The following is a 7588-nucleotide window of genomic DNA, read 5'->3' as shown; positions in this document are numbered from 1 at the left end:
AGCTTTCCAGCTCCAGTTGATCGTTTACCGTAAGATTAAAGGGTGCTGGTTTCCGGGCCAAAACAGAGTCTCCGAGCTCGTGAACAATAGCTCGAATTGTAGCACATTTTCGCTTAGGAATTAACCAGACGGAACACTAGGAGTGACCGCGGTGCGCGGAAATGCAGGTGTAACAGCTATCGGCTTTGCTGCAAATGGAATGACCGGCATCGTGAATAATGCGGGGATTACCCCAGGTGATGAGTTCGTTATAACACTCTGTCATCAGGCGGATAGTGCGATTGATGGCCGACAAATTATTATAAATGCTGGAGGTCAGGTAATGACAAGGCGCGGGGTGGACTGCTCATGAATAGTCAATGTCGTCAGCATGGCTTTACGATGATTGAGGTGCTCGTGGCGTTGATCGTTTTGGCCATAGGCTTGTTGGGCGTGGCCGTCTCGCAAACGGTAGCTTTGCGCCAGACAGAAAATGCCAACCTTCAGACAGAGGCAACGATTTTGGCTAACGAGCTGGCAGGACACATGCGGCTTGCTGGCAATGATGTTACGAACTTTGAGAAAGGGTTGGCCGACAGTTGTAGCAGCTGTCCTGTACCAATGCAGGCGTGGTTCCAACGAATGCAGAATGTTCTTCCCGGCGGGCGAGTCGGTATTGCGGTGGAAACACAGAACGTGCAAACCGCCGGTGGTGTCAGCAAGCCACCAATGCATAGCGGGCGCATCACCCTGGAGTGGGTTGAGCGGGGAGCTGATCAAGGTGACGAGAATCAGGCTGGTGAGACCCGTCAGATTGTAACCCAGGTTCAGGTTAGGGGTGGATGAGTATGATCGTGGTGATAAAAAAACAGCAAGGCCTATCGCTTGTGGAGGTGATGGTTGCGCTTACACTTGGGCTGATTTTAATGGCTGGCCTATTCCAAATCTTTATCAGCAATCGTCAAGGTTTCGACCTGACTCAAGCCTCAGCTCGAGTACAAGAATCTGGCCGTATTGGTGTTGAGATTATCTCTCAAGCCATACGAAATACGGGATATTGGGGCTGTAACCCCAATGCCAATAATATTGAAAGTAATCTTGTACCAGGTAAAGCGAGCACGGCCGCCATCAATGCGCTTGTAAGCAGAGAGAGTCTTATCGGCGGAGAGGGGCCGGCCAACGGTATTGCTGCAGCAAGCGGTACGGATTGGCTTGAGCTTCGGGGGGCTGCAAACGGGGGGGATGTCCGAGTGGAGAGTATTCCAAGTGGCAATTCTGCCGTTGTGAAAGTCACGACCACGGAAACAATAAATCTCGGTGATATATTGCTTATCTCGGATTGCAGCTCTGGACATGTAATTCAGGCAACTAACATCCCTAATAATGATAGAAACGTAATTCACAGTACTCAAGCTGGAATAGAGCCCGGCAATGTGACTAAGAAGTTGCCATTGAAATATGAAGGGGGCGGCTTCGTTTTTCGTCCTGGCGCCACTCGATTTTTCATTACTGAAGACGCCAACGGCAATCGTTCATTAATGCAGGCATCGGCTGAAGTTCGTGGCGAAAAGCCCAGTGGCCTAGTTGGTGCCGCCTTCCCCATAGTGAGTGGTGTGCAAGACTTGCAGGTGCAAATTGGCGTAGACGGAAACAGCGACGGTGCCGTTGCGGGTAACGAATGGATCAACATTGAGAGCGCTAGCGCTGCTCAGCGGGAAAGGGCAGAAGTGGTGAGGTTTAGTCTGTTGATCAGATCGGCTTCCGACAATGTGGTGGATCAACCAATGAACTACTGCTACCCAGGGTTCGCACCTTGTACGGACGCAAGCGACTTCACTTTGGCCCCAGATAATGCCCTCTACCGGGTCTATGTAAGTACAGAAAATATTAGAAACATCTCGTTGAGGCAGCAATAAAATGAAGATGATCGCTTCCAGCGCATATCAGCGCGGTGCAGCGCTACTAACCAGTTTACTGATCCTGTTAGTGCTATCTTTGCTGGCGATTTCGAGTCTGCAGAATGGCGTGTTTCAAGAGCGTATGGCATCCGCAACGCGTGATGCCAGGGTGTCCCTTGAAGGGGCGGAAGCGGCAGTTATGGCCGCAGAAAACTATTTGTATACGATCAATGCTCCTAGTGACTTTGATGGAGAAGCGAATGGCTTGTTCCCTGCAAACGACGAGGACATTCCTAGCCATGAAGACCTGGTAACTGGTGATATATGGGATGACAACTCGAATAAAACGGTAGCCGTGAATTACGAAAATTTACCTGTAGCTATTAAAACGCAGTACGAAGCTAGTTTGAGCTCTGCCCCCCGTTATTTTATAGAACAGATAGGGCCGGTTGTTGTCGAGACAAGTGACAATAGCAGTGATTTGAATGCGGTGGGATCATCTTATTCTCCTGACAATTCGGCAGGAGCAGCCATGCAGGCTTTTCGGATTGTGGGATGGAGTGGCGGCGGTAGTGGCCAGACTCCTCGTGTTATTGAAACCTATTTCTTTCGCGAGTTTTAAGGCTCGAAGGAGTACTGGATATGAGACAGCATAAACTCTTTAGTTTTTTGGTTGGTTTGGCGGTAGTGTTTCCTACTGCGTCGTATGCTTCGTTTGATCCTGCAAGTCAGCCCCTGTTTCTCTCTCAGGCGGTTAAGCATAATCTGTTGTTCGTGGTTGATGACTCGGGGAGTATGGACTGGGAGATAGTGCCTTCCCTTGATGAAGGGCCTGACGATGGTTATCTCTTCTTCAATGGGTATGGATCTCCCTATAACGGAAAGGCTGTATATGACAATCGAAATAAAATTGCGGCGGATAAGAGGTATCAGTACCTTCGGTCTTCGGATTACAACGTGGCCTTTTATAACCCTTCTGAGGATTACGTGCCTTGGATTGGTTACCCCGACGCCTCAGTAACGGCAGCTAAGTACGATCCTAACTTTAATTTAACGACCAATTTAACGAATAATTTTTCGGGCTCGGATCTCAAGAAGGCTTCGTATTATGAGGTGACAACTGGCGGAGATGTCATAGGGCCTGTCTATGGTGAATGGTATTGTGAAGATGATGATTTAACCTACAGGAATACGTGGGGAGGGAGAGGGTGTTACGAGCGAAGCCGTTGGGGGTGGAGGTATGTTGAAGCTGCGACACGAGATGAAACCATTACCACGGTTATGCAGTGTGATACCCCAAACCCAGACGTTTACGATGCTTTCAAAAGCGACGTAGATAAGCATACATTTACCGGCGATGCCGAAGTCCTCGCGCCAGATGGCCGCTGCATGAAGCGTGTAGAGCTGGCGAATGGTTCTGATGAAATCCAGAATTTTGCCAACTGGTTTACTTATTACCGCCGGCCTCACTTGGCTGCTCGTGGTGCGATAGGGCAAGCGGTCAGCGGGCTGACACGAATGAATCTTGGCATGTTCTACCTGAACTCTAAAAGTTTGAGGGGGATGTACGACTCCGATACCGAGCTCGACGAGTTCTTGGCGATGAACTATGGAACCGCGGGTGCTGATGACGTTGGTAGATTTGGTAGTGACGGAGGCTATAAAGCAAGTGGAACGCCACTACGGACAGCGCTCAAGGAGGCTGGTTCTATCTACGATACTAACGAGGACGTTATCAAGTACGAGTGCCAAAGAAATTACACACTTTTGTTTACCGATGGCTTTACGAGCAGTGATGACTCAGTTGAAGGAATTGGTAACGCTGATAAAAATGATGGCGAACCGTTTGCTGATTCAAAAAGTGGAACGATGGCGGATATTTCCCGCTTTTATTATAAGAAAAGGCTGCGCGGCGAAGACTTCTTGGAAGGAAAAGTGAAACAGCCAGATGGGTGTGACGGTCTAGAGGGTGCATCGCCACTTGATTGCAACAAAAATCTACATATGACCACCTATACCGTAGGCATGGGCTCTAAAGGTGCTCATTTTGCCGGAATTGGAGATTACACAACGGTTAAGGCGGCGTTCGAGGCCCCTCCAAATTGGAATATCCTGTCCCTCGGGAACGATGACAATAACGAAATTGATGATCTTTATCATGCGGCGGTGAATGGCCACGGTGAGTTTTATCAAGCTGATTCTACAACCGAACTCCGTACGTCAATCATCGGTGCTATTGACAAAATCAAGGCCCAGGATGGTGGGGCTGCTGCTGCAACCTTTAATACCGGCGCACTGAAAGAAGGGGCTATGGTTTATGCGGGTGGTTTTAACTCAGGGAGTTGGAATGGGACGTTGGTGGCTCGGAAGGTTAACCCCTACACAGGCGAAAGCGCTGAAATTGTCTGGAGCGCAGAAGAGAAGCTAGATGCCCGAGATCTTTCCGGTGATGATGACAGAGTGATCATCACAAGTGCACCGAAGGCTGCAGGAAACAAGAACGACCCGGTTACTGTTTATACCGGAGCGCCTTTTACTTGGGAGAATGGTATTTCCCAAGTACAGAAAGATGCGTTGAGTGCTGGGGATGCGGCGTTAGGCGCGCAGAGGCTTGCTTTTATTAGAGGGGACCGGACAAATGAGCGTGATGGCCCGGGAAGCGGCATTTTTAGAAAGCGAGTAAGCCGCCTCGGAGACATTGTTAGCTCCTCTCCGGTATATGTTGGCGCACCAGCGCTAAGTTGGCCAGATTCATCAACGTTTGGTGACGGCGCTTATTCTCAGTTCCGGTCTGATAAACGCGAACGCACACCACTGGTTTTTGTTGGGGCTAACGATGGCATGTTACATGCCTTTAACGCGGAAACAGGCAAAGAGGAGCTGGCTTACGTCCCGTCGTCTATCTATGGTGCCCTGAAGACGCTGGCGGACCCTGAGTATCAGCACAAGTATACGGTAGATTTAACTCCTGTGGTTTCCGACGTATATATAACGTCTAACTTTAAGAAAAACCAAAAGTCTTGGCGTACCGTTTTAGTTGGGGGGCTTGGTATGGGGGGCGGTGGTCTATTTGCCCTAGATGTCACCGATCCAGCCACATTTACTGAAGATAATGCCGCCAAAACGGTTTTGTGGGAGTTTAATGACCCCCGCATGGGCGTGATTACAGAGCCTCCTGTGATAAGTATGGTGGAGTGGAGCAATGGTGATTATCGCTGGACTGCACTGTTTGGTAACGGTTATGGCACTAATACAACAGGAATGTTCATGCTGGACATCGGAGCAGGGAAAGATGGTTGGAAAGAGGGTGCGAACTTCAAGTTTATCGAGTTGACTAATGGCGTGGGAGGTTTGTCTGCAGTTCGGTTGGCTGATGTTTTTGATGAGACCGGCAGCCACGGAGTCGATCGAATAGGTGATACCGTGTATGCTGGGGACCTCGGCGGTAATCTTTGGGTTATTGATGGGCTCAATGGCTTTAATAAAACAGTTCCTGTATCGCCGCTTTTTAAAACTCCTAATAATCAGCCGATTACCAGCAAGCCCGTGCTGTCACGTCATACGGAAGACGCGGAAAATGGCAGGAACGTTATGGTGTTTTTCGGTACGGGTAAATACCTTGAAGTTACCGATCTAAATAATGTCGACACTCAGGCATTTTATGGGGTTTGGGATAAGGGGGACCTCAATCTCGGCAAGGACGATCTGGTTGAGCGAGACTTGGATTACGATACTGATAAGATTGGAATCTTGAGAAATGTACTGCCTAAGAGTGACGAAACGCTCGATTGGGAGACCGACTATGGCTGGTATTTTGATTTTGATACGCCTGCCTATAAAGGTGAGCGTTCGGTGTTAGCACCTCAAATCAGGAAGGGTTATTTGTTTTTTGATACAACAATTCCTTCGGGAGGGGGATGCTCGTCCGGTGGTCAATCGTTCTTGATGTCGCTGACACTAGAGGGGCTAGATCCATCTAAGCCCATCTTTGATAGTAACAATGACGGTAAGATTAATTCAGAAGACAAAGCGGCAGGTGGCTATTTGATCGATGAGTCCGGCAGTGCTGGTAGCTCCTTTATTGGTAACGTTAGAAATACACGAACAAATGAAAGGAAAGAGGTAATAACAGAGTACGACCTGGGAGGCTCGGGCAGCGGTGAAGGTCGTGCTAGCTGGCGGGAGGTGTTGAATTGATAGGTACGAAAAGACAGGCAGGCTTTACCCTGATAGAGCTGATGATAGTGGTGGCGATTATCGGCATACTGGCGGCGATAGCCTATCCTAGTTACCTTGATTCGGTGCGCGACACGCGAAGGGCCACAGCTCAATCGGACTTGCTGGAGCTCGCTCAATGGATGGAGCGGCAGTACTCTACCGATTACTCGTACTTGGAGGCCGGTGGACAGCCCGGCCTCCCGTTTCGAAGCTCCCCGCGAACTGGAAGGGCTTTTTATGTTTTACAGGTTAACGGTAGCGTTACAAGAAACGCTTTTGTGTTGGAAGCTGTCCCTCAAGGTGACCAGAGAAATGACGGTTGCGGGACACTTCGAGTTAACCAGACTGGGGCTCGGACTGCGACAGGCGGGACTGGTTGCTGGTAAACAAGGCAATCAGTTAGCACTCGATTCGGGCCCCGTCGGCGCGGTCGGGTATCCCGTCATTGTCATGATCTTGGGCTACTCGGATAATTCCGCCTCTGCTGATCAAAAGATGAGCCGCTTTCGACGGGTCTCGTGAGTCTGGGCACCAGGTGATATTTCCTAGGTCACTTAGTATCATTCCGTTAGGGCGAAATTGGAAATAGCTTTTGGATAAAGAACGCACCTTGCGATGGCCGAATTTCGGTGCAGGCAGCGTCGCAAGCAAGCTTTGAGGTGAAGTGAGTTGGCGCTTGTTCATTCTATCTTCAAAAAGGTGAAGGTCCGCATTCCAGTCTTTCCCGCACTTCCCTTCAGGATTGAGGGGGCAAAGCGTGATTATTTTTCCTTTGATAACGGCCTCGCGGCGCGCTAATGAAAAGAACCCAAGTAAGTCGTTGACCATGCTCCGGCGTTGGCTTTCTTGCGCAAGTTTATTGAAGGATGGAGTGGTTATTGTCAGTAGTATTGAGAGAATACTGATGACGATTAGCATCTCTAGAAGGGAAAGGCCTTTCGCTGAAGAATAAGACTTCATCCTTGAATCTCCGTAACATGTTCCTTCCTGGAACAGAGTTATATAAATCTACTGAAGCGCCGCTAATATACCGAACTTTTTACTCCATCCCCAACTTCTTCAACCGATACCGCATCGCCCGAAAACTAATCCCCAGCCTTTTGGCCGCCGCGGTCTTATTCCAACGCGTAGCCTCAAGCGCCTTTTCGATAGCTTGCCGCTCGATCGTCTCAAGATAATCTTCTAAGTCAATTTCCCCTTCAGGCACCAAAGCCGAAAGCCCTTCGCCATCGAGCCCGGGTCCTCTGCCTGCGCTGCCGCGGGCCACGCTCCCGCCAAGATGAAGATCTTCCGCATCAATACGATCCTCATCACACAGAGTAAACGCCCTCTCAAGAATGTTCTCAAGCTCCCGCGAGTTATGGTGATTTCTGGTGTATGGAAGCAGGCTGAAGGGGTGGCGTATCCTGTTGGTTGATCACCGCCAAGATCACAACCAACAGAGGAATGATACGCCATGTCCGAGTCTAACCTGCATGCTCTTTCACAACCAG

Annotated in this window: 7 protein-coding genes and 1 pseudogene; 6 read left to right on the top strand and 2 right to left on the bottom strand. The window is 49.6% G+C overall.

Annotated elements, in window-relative coordinates; translation table 11 throughout:
* Positions 1–142 precede the first annotated feature (142 nt).
* From AC13DJ_RS02555 to AC13DJ_RS02530, 6 genes are read left to right on the top strand one after another with little or no spacing between them, the layout of a single operon-like run.
* Complete coding sequence (locus AC13DJ_RS02555) at positions 143–352, top strand: hypothetical protein (protein ID WP_482932779.1); 210 nt, start codon at positions 143–145, stop codon at positions 350–352.
* Positions 349–825: a type IV pilus modification protein PilV gene (gene pilV / locus AC13DJ_RS02550; RefSeq protein ID WP_482932778.1), complete on the top strand. Its 477-nt coding sequence runs from the start codon at positions 349–351 to the stop codon at positions 823–825. Before AC13DJ_RS02555 ends, pilV begins: the two co-directional genes overlap by 4 nt.
* Complete coding sequence (locus AC13DJ_RS02545; protein WP_482932777.1) at positions 822–1895, top strand: PilW family protein; 1074 nt, start codon at positions 822–824, stop codon at positions 1893–1895. The genes pilV and AC13DJ_RS02545 overlap by 4 nt, the downstream gene beginning before the upstream one ends.
* A 1-nt stretch (position 1896) precedes the next feature.
* Complete coding sequence (locus tag AC13DJ_RS02540; protein WP_482932776.1) at positions 1897–2499, top strand: pilus assembly PilX family protein; 603 nt, start codon at positions 1897–1899, stop codon at positions 2497–2499.
* A gap of 20 nt (positions 2500–2519) precedes the next feature.
* Positions 2520–6074, top strand: a complete 3555-nt coding sequence (locus AC13DJ_RS02535) for a pilus assembly protein (RefSeq protein ID WP_482932775.1) — start codon at positions 2520–2522, stop codon at positions 6072–6074.
* A gap of 41 nt (positions 6075–6115) precedes the next feature.
* Positions 6116–6481 carry a type IV pilin protein gene (locus AC13DJ_RS02530; RefSeq protein ID WP_482932780.1) on the top strand — a complete coding sequence of 122 codons (366 nt, stop codon included), beginning with the start codon at positions 6116–6118 and terminating at the stop codon, positions 6479–6481.
* Positions 6482–6494: 13 nt separating this feature from the next.
* On the opposite strand, the gene AC13DJ_RS02525 is transcribed toward AC13DJ_RS02530, so the two are convergent.
* Together AC13DJ_RS02525 and AC13DJ_RS02520 are read right to left on the bottom strand one after the other, a co-directional pair.
* Positions 6495–7055 (bottom strand): GspH/FimT family pseudopilin, encoded by a 561-nt coding sequence (locus AC13DJ_RS02525; RefSeq protein ID WP_482932774.1) that lies wholly within the window; start codon positions 7053–7055, stop codon positions 6495–6497.
* 79 nt (positions 7056–7134) lie between these two features.
* A pseudogene (locus AC13DJ_RS02520) lies at positions 7135–7455 on the bottom strand (helix-turn-helix domain-containing protein); the annotation flags it as partial.
* Positions 7456–7588 lie beyond the last annotated feature (133 nt).

This window comes from Marinobacter sp. L-46, assembly GCF_056859535.1.
Note: the sequence above shows the minus strand (reverse complement) of the source record. Positions and strands in the feature narration are given on the sequence as shown.

Excerpts from the sequence above, each read along its gene's own strand:
- pilV (WP_482932778.1), top strand. The coding sequence starts at position 349 with ATGAATAGTCAATGTCGTCAGCATGGCTTTACGATGATTGAGGTGCTC.
- AC13DJ_RS02545 (WP_482932777.1), top strand. The coding sequence starts at position 822 with ATGAGTATGATCGTGGTGATAAAAAAACAGCAAGGCCTATCGCTTGTG.
- AC13DJ_RS02540 (WP_482932776.1), top strand. The coding sequence starts at position 1,897 with ATGAAGATGATCGCTTCCAGCGCATATCAGCGCGGTGCAGCGCTACTA.
- AC13DJ_RS02535 (WP_482932775.1), top strand. The coding sequence starts at position 2,520 with ATGAGACAGCATAAACTCTTTAGTTTTTTGGTTGGTTTGGCGGTAGTG.
- AC13DJ_RS02530 (WP_482932780.1), top strand. The coding sequence starts at position 6,116 with ATGATAGTGGTGGCGATTATCGGCATACTGGCGGCGATAGCCTATCCT.
- AC13DJ_RS02525 (WP_482932774.1), bottom strand. The coding sequence starts at position 7,055 with ATGAAGTCTTATTCTTCAGCGAAAGGCCTTTCCCTTCTAGAGATGCTA.